Genomic DNA, 18708 nt, shown 5'->3' on the forward strand with positions numbered 1-18708 from the left:
CTTTCCGCCTTGGGTGGAAAGCAGTCTGACTACTCTAGAGCAACGCTGCGCCTGATCAGCCTGGCCAGGATGCAGCTACACGAGCGAGCCCCGCACGTAGAGATTTTCGCCTCGGATCGGCCGATCATTCTGCGGGTTGCGGCGTCCCGTCCGCTCGTTTGGTGGGCTCGGGTGAGGCCTCAGGCTTCCCCAGCAGGCGCTCGAAGGCGACGTAGAAGGTCGGCGTGACGAACAGGGTGATGAAGGTCGCCACCAGCAGGCCGCCGATCACCACCGTGCCCATCGAGACCCGGGCGTTGGCGCCCGCACCGCTGGCGATAGCGAGCGGCACCGAACCCATGATGAAGGCGAACGACGTCATCAGGATGGGGCGCATGCGCAGGCGCGCCGCGTCCTGGGCGGCCTTCAGCACGTCCTCGCCCTGCTTGCGCAAGTCTTCGGCGAAGGCGACGAGGAGGATTGAGTTCTTGGCCGCCAAGCCGACCAGGAGCAGGAGCCCGACCTGCCCGAAGATGTCGAGGGCGAGCCCGCGGATCGCCAGGAAGCCCACGGCGCCGAAGATTGCGATCGGCGTACCGAGCAGGATCACGAACGGCAGGCGCAATGATTCATACTGGCCGGCGAGCAGCAGAAAGATCATCAGCGTTCCGAGCCCGAAGATCAGCGGCGCGTAGCCGCCGGCGATCTTTTCCTGGTAGGCGACGTCGGTCCACTCTACCGCGTAGGTCGAGGGGAGCTTGGCCTCGGCGAGCGCCTCGATCGCCGCGATGGCGGTGCCCGAGCTGGCGCCGGCCGCCGTATCCACCGCGATCTCGATAGTTGGATAGGTGTTGTAGGACAGGACCGCGGTCGGCCCGGTGACGAAGTGGGTCTGGATCAGCGAGCCGACCCGGACCGGCTCGCCGCGGTTATTCAGAACGGTGAGTGCCTCGACGTCCTCGATCGTGCGGCGGCCCGAGGCCTCGCTCTGCACGTAGACCTGGTAGACGTAGCCGAACCTATTGAAGAGGTTGACGAAGCTCGAGCCGACATAGGTGCCGAGCGCGTCGAACAGGTTCTGCAGCGGCACGCCGAGCTGCTCGGCCTTGGCGCGGTCGATCTCCAGCCGCAACTGCGGGACGCCGTAACTGGTGGTGGGGATGGCGCGACCGACGGAGGGCAGCTTTTCCATCTCGGCGATGAAGCGATTGGCGGCCTGGGCGAGCTTGAGGCCGCCGGTGCCGCTGCGATCCTGAAGCTCCAGCGTCAGGCCGCTGCGCGACCCGAGGCCGGGCAGCGGCGACGGGTTCACCACGCGGACTTGCCCGTCGGGATCGTGCTTGAAGCGCTTCTGCACCGTGGCGATCACGTCGTCGACGCTCTGTGTGCGCTCGCCCCACGGCTTCAGCGTCGGGATCTGGAAGCCGTAGAACGGCGCGATCGCGTCGGCCAGGATGCTGCGCCCGGTGACGCCGATCGTGTGCTCGACGCTCGGGATCTCGCGGAGCGCGTCGCCGAGGCGATCGACCACCGCGTTGGTGCGGGCGACCGACGCGCCCTTGGGCAGGACTACGTCGGCGAAGAAGTAGCCCTGGTCCTCGTCCGGCACGAAGCCGGACGGACGCGCGACGGTCATCCAAACCGTGAGGGCGGCAAAGGCGAGGAAGGCGATGCCGACCAGGGCGACATGGCCGGTGAGCCACCCGATCGCTGCGACGAGGCGGCGGCTCGCGCCCTCCAGCATCCGGTTGAACCAACGCAAGGGCGCGCGCCAGCGGCTCTCGTCCGTCGCGTCCGCCGCGCGGTGCTTGAGGATCAGCCCGCACAGGGCCGGTGTGAGGGTCAGCGAGACCACCGCGGAGATCATCACCGAGATCGCGATGGTGAGCGCGAATTGGTTGTAGAGCTTGCCGGTCAGCCCGGGGATGAAGGCCACGGGCACGAACAGGGCGGCGAGCACCAGGGTCGTGGCGATCACCGGCCCGGCGACCTCCGTAACGGCCTCGCGGGAGGCCTCGCGCGGCGCCATACCCTCGTCCATCAGGCGCTCGGTGTTCTCGACGACGATGATAGCGTCGTCGACCACGAGCCCCACCGCCAACACCATGCCGAGCAGGCTCAGGGTGTTGAACGAGAAGCCGAGCAGGGCCATCGGCCCGAAGGTGCCGACCAGCGCCACGGGCACCGCGATGGCCGGGATGAGGGTCGCGCGCCAGTTCTGCAGGAACAGGTAGGTGACGATGACGACGAGCACGAGCGCCTCGAACAGGGTCCGCACCACCTCGAAGATCGCCTCCTTAACGAACTCGGTCCGGTCGAGCGCGATCTTGTACTTGAGCCCCGGCGGGAAGCGCTTGGCGAGGTCCTTCATGGTGGCGCGGGCGCCGTCCATGACCTGGACGGCGTTGGCGTCGGGGTTCTGATAGAGTCCGAGGGTCGCCGACGGAGCCCCGTCGAAGCTCGACCGGACGCCGTACTGCTCGGAGCCGAGCTCGACCCGGGCGACGTCGCGGATGCGCACCACCGAGCCGTCCGGGTTGGCCCGCAAGAGAATGTTGGCGAACTCCTCGGGCTGACGCAGGCGTCCCTGCGTGACCAGCTGCAGCTCGAAGGCGGTGGCTTGGTCGACGGGCGGCTTGCCGAGGGTGCCGGTGGTGATCTGCGCGTTCTGCTGGCTGATGGCGGTGGAGACCGCTCCCGGGCTGATGCCGAGCGCCTCCATCTTCAGCGGGTCGAGCCAGACCCGCATCGCGTAGCGCTTGTTCGAGAAGTTGACGATGCGCCCCATCCCCTGGACGCGTCGCAATGGCTTGATCACCTGCGTCTCGGCCCAGTTGGCGAGGAACAGCTCGTCGTAAGGCGCTCCATCCTCGGCATAGAGGACGATGTTGCCGAGCCGCTGACGCGAGCTCTTGGTGATCTCGAGCCCTTGCGCGTTGACCGAGGGTGGCAGCTTGGCCTCGGCCCGGTTGGCGCGGGTCAGCACCTCCGCGGCGGCTGCATCGAGGTTAGACCCGACCTCGAAGGTGGCGTCCATGCTGACGCTGCCGTCGGTGTTGCTGGTGGAGTTGATGTAGAGCAGGTTCTGCGCGCCGTTGATCTCCTGCTCGAGCGGGATGGCGATCGCCTCGTAGGCCTGCTCGGCGCTGGCGCCGGGATAGGTCGCCTGGATGTTGATGATCGGCGGTGCGATCTCGGGGAACTGCGCGATCGGAAGCGTCAGGCCGGCGACGGCGCCGATCAGCGTGATCAGCACGGAGATGACGCCGGCGAGCACCGGCCGATCGACGAAGCGGGCGAACATGCTGGATCGTGGCTTCCGGTCCTAGGACGCCATTGTGGAGCCCGCGTTGCAACGTCCGGCCCGCATGCGTGTTCCTCTGCCGCTGGGCGGTCGCGGCGGCCGGACCCGGTGAGCTCGGGAGCGTCATCGGTGCGGGCAGCAGTCAAGTATGGCCTCGGGGCCGGGATCATCGTCCTGGCGGGCGCGGGCGGCTGGTACGCGGCCGGGCGTCCGACGCCGCACCAGATGCTCGCCGCCCTGCCGTTCACCGCGGCCAAGCCCGCCGCCACGCCGGATGAGGCGCCACTGGAAGTCCGTGTCGTGACGGCGCGCAAGGTGCCGGTCCCGATCAGCTTCACCTACACCGGCACCATCATCGCCCAGCAGGACGCGACGCTGCAGGCGCGGGTGACCGGCAACGTGATGGAACGCCCCTTCGAGCCGGGCGGCCACGTGAAGAAGGGGCAGGTGCTCTTCCGCATCGATCCGCGCCCGTTCGAGGTGGCGTTGCAGACCGCCAAGTCGCAGCAGGCTCAGGCCCAGGCGCAGCTCACCTTCGCGCAGGCCGAGGTGGACCGCACCGAATCTCTGGCCGACAAGGGCTACGCGACGGAGCAGCGCTTCCAGCAGTTGCAATCGAACCGCACATCTGCTGTCGCGCAGGTCCAGGGCGCCGAGGCCGCGATCGCCCGGCAGAACCTCAACCTCGACTACGCGGTGGTGAACGCACCCTTCGACGGACGCGCCAGCCTCTCGACCATCAACCCCGGCGATCTGGTCATCGAGAACCAGACGCAGCTCGTCTCCGTGGTTCAGCTCGATCCCATCGACGTCCAGATGGCGCTGTCGGCGGAGGATTCTGAGGCGATCCGCGCGGCAATGACGACGAAGGGCGGCGTCACGGTTGCGGTGCTCGACGCGAAGGGCAAGCCGGTTCGCGAGGCCAAAATCTACCAGCTCGACAACCGGTTCGACCCGCGGACCGCCCGGCGGCTGGTCCGCGCCCTGATGCCGAACACCGACGAGCGCTTCCTGCCGGGCCAGTTCGTCCGCGCCAGCATCCGCACGGGCACGAAGGAGCGGCTCCTGGTGCCGACCGCGTCCCTCGACGCGCAGCTCGCCCAGCAGATCGTCTACGTGATCGACGCCGAGGGGAAGGTCCAGCAGAAGCCCGTCACCACCGGCGATACCTATGGCGGGAACACCGCGATCCTCGACGGGCTCTCCGACGGCGACCAGGTGGTGGTCGATCACCTTCAGGAGATGCGCCAAGACCTCAAGGTCGTGGTGCGGCCGGCCGGCGAGGTCGCGCCGGACGCCAGCCCCGCGGAGACCGGCACGCCGGCCGCGGCGGAGCCGGGCTGAGCGGACGCTGGGCGCCGCACCCCGTCACTCCAGACGTCTCGCAACCGGAACGCCATGTCGATCCTTCGTCTCGCGCCAGCCCTCGCCGCCCTCTTCGTCCTCCCCTTCGGGCCGGCGGTCGCAAAGCCCTCCGGCTGCCGGGCCACGCCCGCGGCCTATGCTGCCCTGAAGCGCGGCATGAGCTACCATCGGGCGGTCGAGCGCCTCGGCTGCCCCGGCCGGCGGGTGACCCATATGACGATCGGCCAGACCGAGCGGGCGACCTACACGTGGCGCGGGACGGGCACCTACGGCGCAAACCTCACTGTCTCGTTCCGCAACGGCCACTTAACGAGCAAATCGCAGCTTGGACTGAATTGACGCCGCCGCAGCGACTGGCCTGAGAGGGACGCGGCTCGCTCGAACAGCTGCTTCTAGACATAGGAAGCAGCGTCCAGAACGACGAAGTTGGGTCGGATTCTTACTGTCTGCTTGCGACTGCGAGCATGTCGTCGCTCTACACCTCTGGACGCACCGCCGAAATCAATGTCGATCATCGCGTTCACGATGACTTAGAAGGCATTGAACGCCAAACCTTCAGCATCTTTAGCCATAACCCTGCACTGCTTATGCAACTGCGCGGCCCATTCGTTAGCTTAAACTTAATACAATCAATTCAATACAAACAATAAGGTAATAATGGGATTATCGAGATGAAAATCATATGGTTTGAGGCTCAGTTCCGAGCAATTATAGCTCCTAACGAGCCAATGGGTGACTGTTTCGAGGCATTTGGCGCAGATTTAACTACATTGAAAGATTGGCTCCGCCTTCAGAAAACTAACGGGATGGTATTCACAATTCTTCCAGAAATTCATGATCCGAATAACATGCTTGAAATAATAAAGATGAAGTTTTTTAGTGGAAACATGGATGTTTCTTCATGCAGAAAAGTCAATGATGATATCATGATATTCAAATCGGCGTGGCACGGCGCACCTGATACTGTTTGGTCGAAATTCGGGGATCACCATGCTGTTTGAATATTATAAAATCTCTACGGCAGCCCGCATCATCTCATCGTTGACATCGATATAGCGCTGCGTTGTCGAGAGATGCCGATGCCCGGCGAGCATCATGATGGCCTTGGGTGAAATACCAGCATGAGCCAGCCGCGTGATGAACCAGCGCCGCCCGCTGTGGCTTGAGCCGCCATCAAGCCCGGCGGCATCGTACCAGCCGCGTATGAGCTGACACAGGGTATTTGCGCTGAACGCCGAGCGCTTCTGGGTGATGAGCACCGGCTGCAGCAGGCCAGGGGGTTGCGCGAGGCTTGCTCGGTACTGCTCCACCTCTCTGCGCAGCCGGGCGTTCAGGAACACCACGCGGGCATGGCCGCCCTTGGTCACCGCTGCGCTGAGCCGCAGCTGCTCGCGTACCTTGCCCTCGTCGTCGAGGAGATCGCTCCAACGGAGTGATGCGATCTCTCCCACCCGCAACCCAGCTAGGTAGCTCAGCATCAGCGCCATGCGATTGCGTGGCCCATATTTACCTTGGCTCACTACCGCTGCAAGCCGCCGGAACTCCGCCTCGGTGGGCACCCTGGCCTGCTTCATTGAAATCTCATGCTTTGTGCGGTTCAGCGACAAAGCATGCTGTTTCCAATTGGCTGGAAGGGCGAGGCCTAGAACTAAATCAGCGCCAGCAGAGATTTAGCTTCACATCGAATATCATAAAACATAGCTTTTATGATGTTGGGTCGATTATGCAGATCAACTTTCGCTATCCGCGCGGCCAACCAGCGCTTGGGTCGGCAAGCTAACCATCTGCAAGCGATCCGTTTCAAATTCTCGGAAGGTCTGCTTCGTGGCAGGCCGGCAGAGGATAATCTACGTCTGATACCAATCGACGCTGAGGGTGACTCACGGAGTTTCGTTGCGTTTGCGGATCTGATTCGATGAGGCGAACCGGGAGGGTTTGCCATGTCGGCTGCGGTGGCGTTGCGGCAGGATTTCACGGCCGATGATCTGCGGAGGCTGGCCAGGGCCGGCCGGGATGCGGGTCAGGGCCGCCGTCTGCTGGCGTTGGACGAGATTTACGATGGCGGCAGCCGCACGGACGCCGCCCGGATCGGGGCGGTGAGCCTGCAGACGGTGCGCGACTGGGTTTTGGCCTTCAACGCCGAAGGACCGATCGGCCTGATCGACGGCAAGGCACCCGGCAACCGTCCCAAGCTGAACGAGACGCAGCGCCAGGCGCTGGCGCGGATCTTCACCTCCTACGACGACATCCTCGATCGGTGTTGTGAGGCCTGGAAACGCTTCGTCGCCCAACCCTGGCTCATCATGTCCATCGGACTGCGCCAGTGGGCCTATCGGTTTTGATCAATGCCGGTTGGTATGAGTTGGGTGGCTTTCTGCCCGACCGCTTTTTGGTTGCATGTCCATGAAGCCGGACGTTTGCCCGGCGTCTGTACCGACCGATGCTCGCGCGTCGCCTTGGGGCAGTTGGCGGACAGGGAGGCTGGGTACACCCGGGACCGGGCAAGCGAGGAAAGGCTTTCCTCAGGGCCTCTCGCCCGGGGCCCGAACTTGCGCGCCGCCGAACACGACGGCTTGCCGCAACGGCGGTCGCGACAGGCCGTAGATCAGGCGCGGTTCCGCCGGTGCGCTGACCGCATCCAGCGCGGCGCGATGCTCCTCAGACAGCACGACATCAAGCGCGGCGATGTTGTCGGTGACCTGCGCCGGCCGACTGACGCCCATCAGCGTCGAGGCGACTCCCGATCGTCCGATCACCCAGGCGAGCGCGACGTGCGCCGGCGATTGCCCGATGTCTTCCGCCACCCGGCGAACCTCTTCGACGATGGTCCAGTTGCGCGGCGTGAACAGGCTGTCGCCGAAGGGATTGGCCCCGTCGAGCCGTTTGTCGTCGGCGGAACGCATCGCGCCCGACTGCGCCGCATCCTTCGGCAAGCCGCCCACACGCGGACCCGCCGCCTCCACGGTAGCGCGGTCGTACTTGCCGCTTAGCAGCCCATAGGCGAGCGGCGACCACGGTACCATGCCCAAGCCGAACTCGGCTGCGAGGGGGATGTGCTCGTCCTCCACCTCCCGGTTCACGAGCGCGTAGAAGTACTGCAGCGCGATCGGCCCCGGCAGCCCACGCAGGGCGGCCAGCGTCGTGAGCTTGGCAACGTACCAGGCGGGTGTGTTCGACAGGCCCCAATAGCGAACCTTCCCGGCGCGCACGAGACCAGCCATGGTCTCCAGCAACTCCTCGGCCGGCGTAACCCCGTCCCAGATGTGCACCCAGTAGAGATCGACGTAGTCGGTCTGCAAGCGGCGCAGCGAGCCTTCCAGCGCCGCGTGGACATGCTTGGCACCGTTGCCGCCCGCGTGCGGCCCGTTGCCCGTGGCGAACCCCGACTTGGTCGCGAGGACGATCCGGTCGCGCAAACCGCGTTCGCCGATGAAGCGCCCGAGCATCGCCTCGCCCTCGCCACCCGCGTACACGTCGGCCGTGTCCACGAAATTGCCGCCCCGCTCCAGATAGGCGTCGAACACGGCGCGGCTGCCGGCCTCGTCCAGCCCCCAGCGCGCCGTGCCGAAGGTCATGGTGCCGAGCGCGAGCGGACTGACCGCAAGGCCGGAGCGGCCGAGCGTTCGGTAGTGGGTGAGGTCCATTGTTGCATATCCCTGCTGATCCCGCACAGGATAGCGCCGCCGTTCGCGGGGGATTAGCCCGTATCATCCGCAAGGGCTTATGAACGGGATGCAGCAATGCGACGGGGCACACTCGACGATCTGGCGGCGTTCGCAAGGGTGGCGCGCACCCGCAGCTTCACGCGTGCGGCGGCCGAACTCGGCCTTTCGCCCTCGGCACTCAGCCACGCCGTACGGGGGCTGGAGGAACGACTCGGCGTTCGGTTGCTCGCGCGAACCACGCGCAGCGTCGCTCCGACGCCGGCGGGCGAGCGGCTCATGCGGTCATTGGCGCCAGCGCTGGCGGAGGTCGAAAGCGGGCTCGCTGCGCTCGCCGACTGGCGGGGTGAGCCATCCGGGACGCTGCGGCTAACGACCTTCTCCTCGGCCGCGCGCCACGTGCTCGACCCCGCCCTGCCGCGCTTCCTCCTCGATCATCCGGCCGTCTCCATCGAGATCGTCATCGACGATCGCCTGACCGACATCGTCGCGGATCGGTTCGATGCCGGCATCCGCTTCGGCGAAACGGTGGAGCGAGACATGGTGGCCGTGCGCCTAGGGCCGGACCTGCGCACGGTCGTGGTCGGCACACCCGCCTATTTTGCGTGCCATTCACGGCCCGAGACGCCGGCGGACCTGGAGGCGCACAACTGCGTCAATTACCGGCTGGTCGGCGGGGGTGGATTGCTGCCGTGGGAGTTCGCGCGCGACGGCCAAGACGTTCGCGTTCGCGTAGGCGGCCAACTCACCGTCAACGATGCGGTCCTGACAGGGGCCGTAGTGCGGGCCGGCGCCGGACTCGGCTACATGCTGGAGGAGGATGCGGCAGCTGATATCGCGGCGGGCCACCTCGTGCAGGTCCTTGCGGACTGGTGCACGCCCTTTCCCGGTTACCACCTCTACCATCCGAGCCAGCAGGCGACACCGGCGCTTCGTGCCCTGATCGATGCCGTGCGTTGGGTGCAGGCATGACCTGATCCGTTCCATCGCCGTCGCGGTTTCCGACGACCGCAGCGTGGTTGTCTCGCCACGCAGCGGTCCGACAGCTTTTCGCCAGCCGAGAGAAGCGGTGGAACGGCGAGGTCGGGTCGGGTGCCGACTGTTCGCTCTAAGACGGGACCGGGTGGATCACTGCCAGTCCGATTTCAGGCGGCTCAAGCATCCCAGCGGACGCAGCTATCTCACAGGCCGGTGATCCACCATGGAATGCCGCTTCCTTGCAGCGGTGGACATCAAAATCGTGCTGCGACCCCGCCCATGATCGTGCGCGGCGTACCGGGTGTGGCGTAGCGGTTTTGGAAGGCGCGGTCGTAGTAGGTGGTGTCGAGCAGGTTGTCGACGTTGAGGTAGACCCGCACCTGCGGCGTAATCCAGTAATACGAGATCAGGTTGAACACCGTGTAGTCCGGCAGACGGAAGGTCGAGAGGGCCGTCCCGGCCTGCCGTGCGCCAACATGGGTAACGCCACCACCGAAGCCGAGGCCGCGCAGCTCCGCCCCCTGGAACTCGTAGACGCTTTGCAGGGCGAGGGTGTCGGCGGGGATGTTGGCGATCCGAGTCCCCACGGGCAGCGTATTGTCGCGAGCCACGGCGGCGTCTGCATGGGTGTAGGTGCCGATGATCCGCCAGCCAGGCGCCAGATAGCCGGCGACGGTCAAGTCGAAGCCCCGGCTGCGGACCTCGCCGGCTGCAACGCTGAAGTTCGGATCGACCGGATCAACGGTGAGGACGTTGGTGCGCCGGATGTCGAACAGGGCTGCCGTGGCACTCAGCTGCCCATCGAGCAGGCTGAGCTTGGTGCCGATCTCATAGCCCTCACCCTGCTGGAAGGCGAAGGGCTGCCCCGCGCGGTTCGTGCCGGTGTTTGGTAGGAAGGAGCGACCATAGCTGCCGTAGAGCGAGACCGTGTCCGCAAGATCGTAGGAAAGGCCGAAGCGCGGCGTCGCGACCGTGTCCTGCAGGCTGGTGGAGCGCCCGGTCCGGTAGTCGGTCGAGACCAGGCCAAGGCTTTCGACGCGCACGCCCACGAGCGCATGTAGGCGTGGGGTGATGTCGATCTGGTCCTGAACGTAGCCGCCGTAGCTCTCCGTGTTCTGGAGGAAGTTGGTGATCGAGGCGAGCGGCGGCCGCGCCGCCTGTCCGTAGCGTGGGGCGAACAGGTCGAGGGTGAAGGGGAAGAGGTTCGCGTTCGAGCGGTCGAAAACCTCGCGGTATTGGTAGCTGTCGTACTCGAAGCCCATCAACAAGGTGTGCCGGAAGGGACCGGTCTCGAACTTGCCTGCGAGGTTGAGCTGCAGGTCGATGTCGGACCAGCTCAGGTCCCGGTGCTCAAAGGTGCGGCGCAGGGTGCGGCCGTCCTGCAGGACGTTCATGGCGCCCACGCCGTCGCCCAATAGGCGCCCGCCGAGGGCTTGGGCGCCGGCCGTCACTACCCAGTTCGAGTCGAGCCTGTGCTCGATGCGAAGCTGCCCCAGAGCGTTGTCGTTGCGCACCGGCGGGATGCCGGGCTCGCCGATGAAGCGGTTGCGTGGAAGTGCGCGGATGTTGCCGTTGATCGGCACGACGCCCCGGTCGAAGGTCGTGGCGGTGCTCATCACCTCGCCCTCCAAGGTGATCGTGGTGTCGGCGGTCGGCTTCCAGGCGATGACGGGGGCGATGTAGAAGCGGTCACCGCTCACGAAGTCGCGAAAGCTGCCATTATCCTCGACGGCCCCCGTGACCCGAGCGAGCACCCGCCCCTCCTCATCGAGAGCACCGGTGGCGTCGAAGGTGCTGCGCTTCTGGTTGAAGCTGCCGTACTGCGTGCCGATCGCGAGGGCGCGTTCGGCGAGCGGCTGCTTGGTGACGATGTTGAAGGTCCCACCGGGATCGCCGCGGCCGTAGAGGAAGGCTGAGGGACCCTTCAGCACCTCGATCCGCTCGATGGAGACCACGTCCGGCGAGTTCGGGAAGCCGCGGTTGATCGGAAACCCATTGCGGTAATACTCGCCGGTGTTGAAGCCGCGGATCGTGAACTCCGTCAGCCCAAGGCCGGCGAAGTTATTGGCCCGGCCGACGCCGGCGAGGTCGAGGGCAGTGTCGACCCGCGTCGCGGCGGCATCCTGGAGAACACTGTCCGGCACGACGACCACGGTCTGAGGCACCTCGCGAAGAGGCGTGTCGGTACGTGTCGCGCTGACGCTCTCACGAGCAAGGTAGCCATCCACCTTGCGGGGCGGCCCGTTAGCCGTTCCGCCATTGCCTACGACGGACAGCTCGTCGAGCTGCACCTCCTGCGAAGCGTCAGTTGCAAGCTGGGCTACCGCAGAACTGGGTCCGAAGCTGACTAGCGAGCCTGATTGGGCCAATAATACTAATGCGGTTGACGCTGCGAGATGGATTACGCTTCGGAATTTTGGGTGCGGAAGAGTCACAGACGATAACCAGCCTTTATTGAGGCGGCATCGTTACAATCCAGAAACAAAAGCGGTCAAGGCGGCATTAATCTATGTGAACAAGGTTTGTTTGTAGAAGCTTCAATGTGGCCCATGATGCGTCTCGAATCATTCTAAAAAATCAGCCCTTAAGCATTCGCGTGTGGCCCTAGCGTGACAGTGATCAGGGCGATTGAGGAGCAACGATAAGTCGAGACCCGTCCGTCCGCTCTACGATCGGGTTGGGTGGGAACCGGTCTCTCCGCTTCGAAGCGTGGTGAGCTTGAGGTCAGACAAGATGGTGGCGGCAGGGAACGCATCGCCTCCGACGTTCGCTGAACCGCGGTCTCAACGAGGGCAGATCGACGTTCAATAGCCATCGGCCACTGATGCCTCGGCGGATCGAATGCTTTGACGACGGAGCCCCTACAATTTCGGATAATCGATCCCAGAACGCCCGAAGCGCCGTTCCAAGAGGGTTCACATCGACGATATGGAGTGAACCAAGAAAAAATCGGATCTTGGTGGGAGACACGATATGGACGCCACGCCGACCTCGCCAGACCGATCCGTTGATGGAGCCGCCGTCATGCGGCGCGTGGGCTGGCGGATCATCCCGTTCCTGGTGCTCTGCTACTTTATCGCCTACGTCGATCGGGTAAACGCGGGTTTCGCCGCCCTCACCATGAACAAGGATCTCGGCCTATCGCAGGCCATGTTCGGCATCGGTGGTGGCCTGTTCTTCGTCGCCTACGTGCTGTTCGAGGTGCCGAGCAACATCGCGATGGAGAAGTTCGGCGCGCGGCTCTGGATCGCGCGTATCATGATCACCTGGGGCATGGTCGGCGTGGCGATGGCGTTCATCGTCGGCCCTTACAGCTTCTATCTGTGCCGATTCCTTCTCGGCGCTGCCGAAGCGGGCTTCTTCCCCGGTGCGCTCCTGTACCTGACCTACTGGTTCCCCAAGGCGTACCGCGCCCGCATCGTCGCCATGTTCATGGTTGCGATCCCGATCTCCAGCTTCCTCGGCTCGCCGATCTCGGCAGGCCTGCTGCAGCTTGAAGGTGCCGCTGGGCTGCACGGATGGCAGTGGCTCTTCATCGTCGAGGCAATCCCGGCGGTGCTGCTCGGGCTGGGCGCCCTGTTCATGCTGCCGAGCCGACCGGCGGAGGCTAAGTGGCTCTCACCCGAGGAGCGGGCATGGCTTCAGGATCAACTCGCGGCGGATCGCTCCGGGACATCCCCGGTCGGGCACCACCTGCCGCTGCATAAGGTGCTGACCAACAAGTACGTCTGGGCGCTGGCGCTGATCTACTCGGGGTCGTCGGCCACCAGCAACGCGCTCTCGCTGTGGCAGCCGCAGATCCTGAAGGCGTTCGGCCTGTCCAATCTGGAAACGGGCCTGCTTAACATGATCCCGTTCGGCATCGCCTCGGTGTTCATGATTTTCTGGGGTCTACGAGCCGACCGGACCGGCGAGCGGGTGTGGAGCACGGCTTTGCCGCTGGCCGCGACTTGCCTGTGCTTGTTCGCAACCAACCTCACCTCCTCGCTTACGGTGACGATGGTGCTGCTGAGCCTCGTGCTGATGGGCAACTACGCGATCAAGGGACCCTTCTGGGCAATGGCCACCGAATGGCTTTCGGTGGGCACCGCCGCTGCCGGGATTGCGGCGATCAACACCCTCTCGCATCTGGGGACCGGCATTGCCTCGTGGCTGCTCGGCGTGATCAAGGACCAGACCGGCAGTTTCCCCCTCGCGCTACTGCCCCTCGTATTCCTGACCGGCTCGGGCGCGATCATGACCCTGATCCTCGGCCGCGGCTTGCGTGCCCGGGCCGCAGCCCCTGCTCCGGCCGCCGCGGAATAGTTTTGACCGTAACCATGATCGCAAGGAAGCGGCGATGATTTCGCGACGCGTATTCCATGGTGCCATCGTAGGCTTGGCTGCGGCGAGTGCCTGGTCGCAACACGGCGCGGCCCAGGAAGCCGCCATGACGGCTATCGATGCCCACGCGCATGTCTTCAAGCGTGGCCTGCCGTTAGCCGCCAATAGTCGATATGCGCCCGACTACGATGCGACGCCGGAGGATTACATCAGGAATCTGGAAGCCAACGGCATAACGAATGGCGTCCTCGTCCAGCCGAGCTTTCTCGGAACCGACAACAGCTACATGCTGGAGGCGCTGAGACGTTACCCGGACCGTTTCCGGGGCATCGCCGTCGTGCAGCCCGACATCCAGCAGGATGCGCTACGGGAACTCGCTGCCGCCGGGGTGGTCGGCATCCGGCTCAACCTGATCGGCGGGCAGAACCCACGGTTCGATGCCGATCCGTGGCCGATGTTCCTGAAGCACCTCGCCGATCTCGACTGGCAGGTCGAGATCCAGGCGGAGGCCCGTCGATGGCCGGAGTTGCTCCCCCTCTTGCTGAAGAGCGGCGTGAAGGTCGTGGCGGACCACTTCGGCAAGCCTGACCCCAAGCTCGGCATCGACGATCTGGGTTTTCGGCAATTGCTGGCCGCGGGGAATACGGGTCGCGTCTGGGTCAAGATCTCTGGTTCGTACCGCAACGGTGCCGGCTTACCGGCGGCTGCGATGCCGCTGCTGCGCGAGAGCTTCGGTCTCGATCATCTCGTTTGGGGAAGCGACTGGCCTAACACCCAATTCGAGGCGACGACGGGTTACAGCCAGGTGCGGGGCGAGTTGGACGTCTGGGTCCCGGATCCGGGTGATCGCCGCGTCGTCCTGGATGCAGCGCCGCGCAGGCTGTTTTGGATGACGCGCCGATAGAGACGACGTGACGACAGCAAGGAGGGCCGCGTCGGGAAGCACGACGTCGACGTCGGTGGGCGCCCGATGCCCGGATCGACATCGGGCAGGTGTAAGGAACGGCATGAACACGAACGATCTCACCGCCGCCCGGGCCGATCTCGCACCGACCGGCGTCCTGCGCGCGGCAATCAATTTTGGCAATCCGGTCCTGGCCCAGAGAGACCCCGTCGCGGGCGAGCCCCGCGGCGTCTCGGTCGTCCTTGCCACGGAGTTGGCTCGTCGGCTTGGCGTCCCGGTCGAGTTCCATGCCTTCGAGGCCGCCGGCAAGGCCTTCGAAGCCTTGAAGGAAGGCGAGGTGAATGTGGCATTCCTCGCCCGCGAGCCCGAACGTGCCGCCGAGCTCGCGTTCACGGCACCCTACGTCAACATCGAAGGTACCTATCTGGTCCTCGTCGGCTCACCTCTGCATGGGATCGACGATTTAGACCGGGCCGGGATACGCATCGCTGTCGGCTTGAACGCCGCATACGACCTGTTCCTCACTCGGACATTGCGACATGCCGAACTGGTGCGGGCGCCGACCTCGGCCGCAGCGGTCGATCTCTTCCTCGACCACGGGTTGGAGGCCGCGGCCGGTGTCCGGCAACCCCTCGAACGGGTCGCGCGCGAACGCAGTGGCCTTCGAGTGGTCAACGGCCGGTTCACGGCCATCGACCAAGCAATGTGCATGATCCCCGGGCGACCAGCAGGCCTCCTCTTTCTCATGGACTTCACCGAGGACGCCAAGCGCTCGGGGTTGGTTGAGAAAGGTTTGGCTGAAAGCGGACAGGATAGAGCGCTCGTCGCGCCGCTTGAAACCGGTTCAACGATCACCGGCAATCGCCCGTAAAAATCATCCGGTACAGGAGTGTTCTCCTAAATCCGACAGGTTCCGAAAAAGTCGGCGATTGCATACCCACGGTATCCTGTCGACATTCCATGTAGAGGTCCGCTTTCGGGTAGCGTTGTTGGCGGCATTCGCGACCAGGTTGGGTCGGATGCAGAAGGTCCGCTTCCGTGTAAGCTGCCTAATTCTGCCGTTCGTGCAAATCCGAAGAGTAAGCCGAGACCGTCATGGGATAATCGGCAGGGAGGCCCCACTAGGCCCTGTAGACTTCCGACATGAGACCGAGCCGTACGAGCTACCAGCTCAGCGTTTTGTACTCTTTGCCGTCCTCAAAGCTGATCATACCTTCAGGCTGAATGAAGCGCCAATACTCGGCAGGCGTGAGCTCGCGCTGCTTCTCGGCGGCCACGACGCTGCATAAGGTGAGGCCCTGAGGGCTTGCATGAACAACTCTGATCAACTTGGTCAGCTTAGCAGCCGGGAGTTAATTGCCTTTGGTTTAGACGGCGACAGTCTGCGTGGTGAGCACTACTAGATCGCCTGATTACCCAGCTTTGATGGCCATCCACGCTCTGTGAGATCTGAACTTCGGCGAGTTCAGGTACCGAGGAAGGTAGGGCTATCAATTCACCAGAGGGCTCGCGGAAGCCTACGTTTCCAGCGCTCACCGGGCCGCAAGGTGGTGACCTCCTTGGTGCGCGTTGCGGAACGCACACGCGCAACAGCAGACTGCGGATTTGCGCTGGCATCAACCTCAGCGATAGCGACAACAGCCGAAGCAGTAGCTGGCCTTTGCGTATGTACCTCATCAGCACCCGGTTTCGCGGCTGTAGCTACAGACGAGGCCTTCGTACGATTAGCCGGGGGCTTCACACGACGCACGCGTGCCAGCCGCTCCTCTACAGGCGCTTTACGCACTTCAAGGATTTCGGGCTCGACAGGCATATCAAATATCGGCACGAGGCTCGGCAGCACCCGCCGAGCTGGCGTGTGAGATCGTGAAGTTTCGGAGTGAAGCAGGGGTGCAGGCTGCATCTCGGCAGGCTTGTCAGCAGCGGCTACCGTCAGCCCCCCCCACAGGTCCTGACCTTTACGGGAATGTGCTGTGGCTTCGGTGAGCGAGGCGCGGGATGTACGGGTATGCTTGATCTCGACCGTGAACGGGCGCGCGCTGCGACGCTTCATGTATGGAAAAATCCTGACAAAATCTGGCTCAGCGATGCAAATCACGCCGACTGCAGATGCACATCATATGGGATGGTTCTGTTCTTTGTCTAGGTCACGTTCGGTTGGAAAATTCTCGTCATCACAAGCTTTTTGACACGATGCCAAGGGCAAGAACAACGTAAGCACCGACGAAAAACCAAGTCCTGAACTTCACTACTATGGGTCCGATCATTGGGATGCGCATGTACAAACTAGCGACGGCGAGCCCGATGAGTACGAGCGACACGAGGAACGTGATGGCGCGTGGCGGTGAGAGATTCAGCATGGTCCCATCCTCGCGCCGCATGGTTGAAGAGTGGTGAAGCCAACAGATCGGTCCGCAGCCCGACTGTTAGAGGCCGCTCGTACTGCCGGGATCGCCCATCAGCATTAACCATCTGCTTACCCAAACCCGCGAGGTTGCCGCCCTGCATTCGCTGAGGAGGAAGCATGTCCGACACCATCGACACCGTTGGGGTTGCCGGCGACCGTATCCGCTCGATCATCGAGCGCGTGGAGAAGGTCGATGAGGAAATCAAGGATCTGATGGAAGCCAAGAAGGAGATCTTCCTGGAGGCCAAGGGCGAGGGGCTGGACGTGAAAATCCTCAAGGAGATCCTCAAGCTGCGCAAGCTCGATCAGGACGAGCGGGACGAGCACGAGACACTGCTCGACGTCTACATGCGTGCGATGGATGCTCCGAGCCCAGCGCCGATGGCCGAGGCTGCCTGAGCGGCAATCGCTAACGTAGGCGAACGCCGAGCTGTCGTGGGGTTCAGAGGATCTCCACGGCAGCGCGCATCATCTCGTCATTCACGTCGATGTAGCGCTGCGTGGTTGATAGATGACGATGACCGGCCAGCATCATGATCGCCTTGGGCGAGATCCCAGCATGGGCGAGACGTGTGATGAACCAGCGTCTGCCGCTGTGGCTTGAGCCGCCATCTAACCCGGCCAGATCGTACCAGCCCCGCATGAGCTGGCACAGCGTGTTCGCACTGAACGCAGAACACTTTTGAGTAACCAGCATGGGCTGCAGCAGGGCAGGGGGCTGCGCGAGGCTGCTGCGGTACTGCTCCACCTCCTTGCGTAGCCGGGCGTTCATGAACACCACGCGGGCATGGCCGCCTTTGGTAACAGCCGCGCAGAGACGAAGCTGCTCGCGTACCTTGCCTTCGCCATCGACGAGGTCGCCCCACCTGAGGGACGCAATCTCGCCTACCCTCAGTCCCGCGAGGTAGCTCAGCATGAGGGCCATCCGATTGCGCGGACCGAACTTGCCCTGGCTGACAACCGCCGCCAGCCGCTTGAATTCCCCCTCGGTGGGCACGCGCGCCTGTTTCATTAGGACCTCATGTTTTGTGCGCATCAGCGACAAAACATGTTGTTTCCAGAACGGGCACAGAGCGAGTGGTTATTGAAACTCAGCAACTTCAATGACTTAGAGGCAAACCTAATATAAACTGTATTTTATGATGTTTTATCCGGACGAAGTTCATCGTGGTTATGCTCGCCCTTTGATGCTCTCGGCAGCACGTCTCGCTCGTTCCAGAGTGAGGATACGCATGCTGCCCCTGATTGATGCTGTTACTCGAGAATTACTCCTAGCCAACGGCCGACAGCGAGACAGAGATCACCATCCCGTGGTCAAGCTGTTCAATCCCGTGGGGCCGGCGACCTGGTTGCTTTGCGAGCTGGATGCCGACGGTGACACCCTCTTCGGGCTCTGTGATCTTGGCGTAGGCGAACCCGAGCTGGGCTACGTGAGCTTGGACGAACTCAAAGAGGTAAGCGCAGGTCTCGCAATTGGCTTGGAACGCGACCTCTCGTTCCGGGGTACGCAGCCAATCTCCGTATATGCGCGGGCCGCGAGAGCCGTAGGTCGTATCGTTGACTAGTAGTCGAAATCTGAAGGATGGTGCCCATACCTTAGGTCGGCTTTCGACCCAACCCGGCCACTCATCGCGTTTCAGCGCCTGCCTGTAAGCGGACTGTTGATTTCCGCTGAGAGTTGACCCGGCGGAGCCGGAAGTTTCCATCGAGAAGTGACCCGTGTCTGAACCCACCCCTGGCTTTTTGGTCGGGGGGTCATGGAGTGATCGACATGGCGTTATTGAGT

Annotated in this window: 14 protein-coding genes and 1 pseudogene; 10 read left to right on the forward strand and 5 right to left on the reverse strand. The window is 63.7% G+C overall.

Features of this window, described 5'->3' with window-relative positions:
- Positions 1 to 124 precede the first annotated feature (124 nt).
- Entirely contained in the window at positions 125 to 3283 is a 3159-nt protein-coding gene (locus FV226_RS18155; RefSeq protein WP_147752150.1) for an efflux RND transporter permease subunit, read from the reverse strand.
- Between the two features lie 129 nt (positions 3284 to 3412).
- Between FV226_RS18155 and FV226_RS18160 the strand changes: the two genes are divergently transcribed.
- The 3 genes from FV226_RS18160 (at position 3413) to FV226_RS18170 (ending at position 5649) form a co-directional block, all read left to right on the forward strand.
- Positions 3413 to 4627: an efflux RND transporter periplasmic adaptor subunit gene (locus FV226_RS18160; protein WP_147763989.1), complete on the forward strand. Its 1215-nt coding sequence runs from the start codon at positions 3413 to 3415 to the stop codon at positions 4625 to 4627.
- A 54-nt stretch (positions 4628 to 4681) separates the two neighbouring features.
- Entirely contained in the window at positions 4682 to 4987 is a 306-nt protein-coding gene (locus tag FV226_RS18165; protein WP_147752152.1) for a DUF3862 domain-containing protein, read from the forward strand.
- Positions 4988 to 5319: 332 nt separating this feature from the next.
- Complete coding sequence (locus FV226_RS18170; RefSeq protein ID WP_147763990.1) at positions 5320 to 5649, forward strand: hypothetical protein; 330 nt, start codon at positions 5320 to 5322, stop codon at positions 5647 to 5649.
- 3 nt (positions 5650 to 5652) lie between these two features.
- On the opposite strand, the gene FV226_RS18175 is transcribed toward FV226_RS18170, so the two are convergent.
- Entirely contained in the window at positions 5653 to 6222 is a 570-nt protein-coding gene (locus FV226_RS18175) for a site-specific integrase (protein WP_147752166.1), read from the reverse strand.
- A gap of 366 nt (positions 6223 to 6588) precedes the next feature.
- Between FV226_RS18175 and FV226_RS18180 the strand changes: the two are divergent.
- Positions 6589 to 6867: pseudogene (locus FV226_RS18180) on the forward strand (helix-turn-helix domain-containing protein); the annotation flags it as partial.
- 303 nt (positions 6868 to 7170) lie between these two features.
- Here the strand turns inward: FV226_RS18180 and FV226_RS18185 are convergent.
- Entirely contained in the window at positions 7171 to 8292 is a 1122-nt protein-coding gene (locus FV226_RS18185; RefSeq protein ID WP_147752154.1) for an aldo/keto reductase, read from the reverse strand.
- Positions 8293 to 8388: 96 nt separating this feature from the next.
- Between FV226_RS18185 and FV226_RS18190 the strand changes: the two genes are divergently transcribed.
- A complete protein-coding gene (locus tag FV226_RS18190) occupies positions 8389 to 9282 on the forward strand; it encodes a LysR family transcriptional regulator (protein ID WP_147752155.1) in 894 nt (297 codons plus the stop codon).
- Between the two features lie 260 nt (positions 9283 to 9542).
- Here FV226_RS18190 and FV226_RS18195 read toward each other — a convergent pair whose 3' ends face one another.
- Entirely contained in the window at positions 9543 to 11657 is a 2115-nt protein-coding gene (locus tag FV226_RS18195; protein ID WP_246688155.1) for a TonB-dependent siderophore receptor, read from the reverse strand.
- 604 nt (positions 11658 to 12261) lie between these two features.
- Between FV226_RS18195 and FV226_RS18200 the strand changes: the two genes are divergently transcribed.
- The 4 genes from FV226_RS18200 to FV226_RS18230 all read left to right on the forward strand — a co-directional run bounded on the left by FV226_RS18200 (position 12262) and on the right by FV226_RS18230 (position 17321).
- On the forward strand, positions 12262 to 13593 hold the full coding sequence (locus FV226_RS18200) for an MFS transporter (RefSeq protein WP_187273760.1): 1332 nt from the start codon (positions 12262 to 12264) through the stop codon (positions 13591 to 13593).
- 124 nt (positions 13594 to 13717) lie between these two features.
- A complete protein-coding gene (locus FV226_RS18205) occupies positions 13718 to 14515 on the forward strand; it encodes an amidohydrolase family protein (RefSeq protein ID WP_246691647.1) in 798 nt (265 codons plus the stop codon).
- 103 nt (positions 14516 to 14618) lie between these two features.
- Positions 14619 to 15386 carry an ABC transporter substrate-binding protein gene (locus tag FV226_RS18210; protein ID WP_147752158.1) on the forward strand — a complete coding sequence of 256 codons (768 nt, stop codon included), beginning with the start codon at positions 14619 to 14621 and terminating at the stop codon, positions 15384 to 15386.
- 1653 nt (positions 15387 to 17039) lie between these two features.
- Complete coding sequence (locus FV226_RS18230) at positions 17040 to 17321, forward strand: DUF2312 domain-containing protein (RefSeq protein ID WP_147752161.1); 282 nt, start codon at positions 17040 to 17042, stop codon at positions 17319 to 17321.
- 43 nt (positions 17322 to 17364) lie between these two features.
- On the opposite strand, the gene FV226_RS18235 is transcribed toward FV226_RS18230, so the two are convergent.
- On the reverse strand, positions 17365 to 17934 hold the full coding sequence (locus FV226_RS18235; RefSeq protein WP_147763993.1) for a site-specific integrase: 570 nt from the start codon (positions 17932 to 17934) through the stop codon (positions 17365 to 17367).
- Between the two features lie 220 nt (positions 17935 to 18154).
- Between FV226_RS18235 and FV226_RS18240 the strand changes: the two genes are divergently transcribed.
- The gene (locus FV226_RS18240) at positions 18155 to 18487 is read left to right on the forward strand and encodes a DUF2958 domain-containing protein (RefSeq protein WP_147763994.1); all 333 of its coding nucleotides are present in this window, start codon (positions 18155 to 18157) and stop codon (positions 18485 to 18487) included.
- The last annotated feature ends 221 nt before the right edge of the window (positions 18488 to 18708 follow it).

Origin of the sequence: Methylobacterium sp. WL12, assembly GCF_008039475.1 — a bacterium.
In the GTDB taxonomy this organism is placed as follows: Bacteria; Pseudomonadota; Alphaproteobacteria; order Rhizobiales; family Beijerinckiaceae; genus Methylobacterium; species Methylobacterium cerastii.

Excerpts from the sequence above, each read along its gene's own strand:
- FV226_RS18170 (WP_147763990.1), top strand. The coding sequence starts at position 5,320 with ATGAAAATCATATGGTTTGAGGCTCAGTTCCGAGCAATTATAGCTCCT.
- FV226_RS18205 (WP_246691647.1), top strand. The coding sequence starts at position 13,718 with ATGACGGCTATCGATGCCCACGCGCATGTCTTCAAGCGTGGCCTGCCG.
- FV226_RS18235 (WP_147763993.1), bottom strand. The coding sequence starts at position 17,934 with ATGAAACAGGCGCGCGTGCCCACCGAGGGGGAATTCAAGCGGCTGGCG.
- FV226_RS18175 (WP_147752166.1), bottom strand. The coding sequence starts at position 6,222 with ATGAAGCAGGCCAGGGTGCCCACCGAGGCGGAGTTCCGGCGGCTTGCA.
- FV226_RS18165 (WP_147752152.1), top strand. The coding sequence starts at position 4,682 with ATGTCGATCCTTCGTCTCGCGCCAGCCCTCGCCGCCCTCTTCGTCCTC.
- FV226_RS18155 (WP_147752150.1), bottom strand. The coding sequence starts at position 3,283 with ATGTTCGCCCGCTTCGTCGATCGGCCGGTGCTCGCCGGCGTCATCTCC.
- FV226_RS18185 (WP_147752154.1), bottom strand. The coding sequence starts at position 8,292 with ATGGACCTCACCCACTACCGAACGCTCGGCCGCTCCGGCCTTGCGGTC.
- FV226_RS18230 (WP_147752161.1), top strand. The coding sequence starts at position 17,040 with ATGTCCGACACCATCGACACCGTTGGGGTTGCCGGCGACCGTATCCGC.
- FV226_RS18200 (WP_187273760.1), top strand. The coding sequence starts at position 12,262 with ATGGACGCCACGCCGACCTCGCCAGACCGATCCGTTGATGGAGCCGCC.
- FV226_RS18190 (WP_147752155.1), top strand. The coding sequence starts at position 8,389 with ATGCGACGGGGCACACTCGACGATCTGGCGGCGTTCGCAAGGGTGGCG.
- FV226_RS18210 (WP_147752158.1), top strand. The coding sequence starts at position 14,619 with ATGAACACGAACGATCTCACCGCCGCCCGGGCCGATCTCGCACCGACC.
- FV226_RS18240 (WP_147763994.1), top strand. The coding sequence starts at position 18,155 with ATGCTGCCCCTGATTGATGCTGTTACTCGAGAATTACTCCTAGCCAAC.